General features: G+C 73.9%; 1 protein-coding gene. It reads left to right on the top strand.

All coding sequences use genetic code 11. The annotated features are described in order from the left end of the window. A partial coding sequence (locus AOZ49_RS31530) for a secretin N-terminal domain-containing protein (RefSeq protein ID WP_304439441.1) occupies positions 1-953 on the top strand: 953 nt, incomplete at both ends.

Below are 953 nucleotides of genomic sequence, written 5' to 3'. Positions count from 1 at the left end.
CGGCAACGCCGGACTCGGCGCGCGACGACGTCGCGCCGCCATCCCGGGCGGCGCCGCCGGCGGGTTCGGCGCCGCCCGCCGCGCCGGGGCCGATGGGCAATGAGGGCGTGCTGCTCAACTTCGTCGATGCCGACATTCCCGCCGTCCTGCGGGTGCTGGCGCGCTATACCGGTCGCCATTTCCTGGTGGATGCGCGGGTCAAGGGCACGCTGACCCTGGTGTCGCAGGGCCCGGTCGCGCCGGACACCGCCTACGGCATGCTGCTGGGCGCCCTGCGCATGCAGGGCTTCGCCGCGGTGGACGTGGCCGGCGGCACCCGCGTGGTGCCGGAGGCCGACGCCAAGCTGCAGGGCGGCCCGGTCGCCAATGCGGGCGCGCCGGCGGACGGCGCGGTGGTGACGCGCACCTTCCGCCTCAGCTACGAGAACGCCGCCGCGCTGGTGCCGGTGCTGCGGCCGATGATCGCGCCGAACAATCCGATCACCGCCTATCCGGCCAACAACACGCTGGTCATCACCGACTACGCCGACAACCTGGACCGCATCGGCCGCATCATCGCCAGCATCGACAACCCGTCCTCGCTGGTGACCGAGGTGGTCAAGATCCGCCAGGGCATCGCGGTCGACATCGCCGGCATGGCCTCGGAGCTGCTGGACACGCAGCAGGGCGGCGATCCGAGCCAGCGCGTGGCCGTGGTGGCCGATCCGCGCGCCAACAGCGTGATCCTGCGGTCGTCCAGCCCCGGGCGCGCCAAGCTGGCGCGCGACCTGATCCGGCAGCTGGACAGCTCGCAGAGCGATCCCGACAACCTGCACGTGGTGTATCTGCGCAACGCCCAGGCCACCCACCTGGCCAAGGTGCTGCGCGGCCTGCTGACGGGCGAGAGCGAGGGCGCGGCGGCCGGCGGCGACGCGGCGATGCGGGCCGCGCTGAGCGCCGGCGGCGGCCTGGGC

This window comes from Achromobacter sp. 2789STDY5608615 (assembly GCF_001298995.1).
Classification (GTDB): domain Bacteria; phylum Pseudomonadota; class Gammaproteobacteria; order Burkholderiales; family Burkholderiaceae_B; genus Achromobacter; species Achromobacter insuavis.
This window is presented reverse-complemented; position numbering and strand designations above follow the sequence as displayed.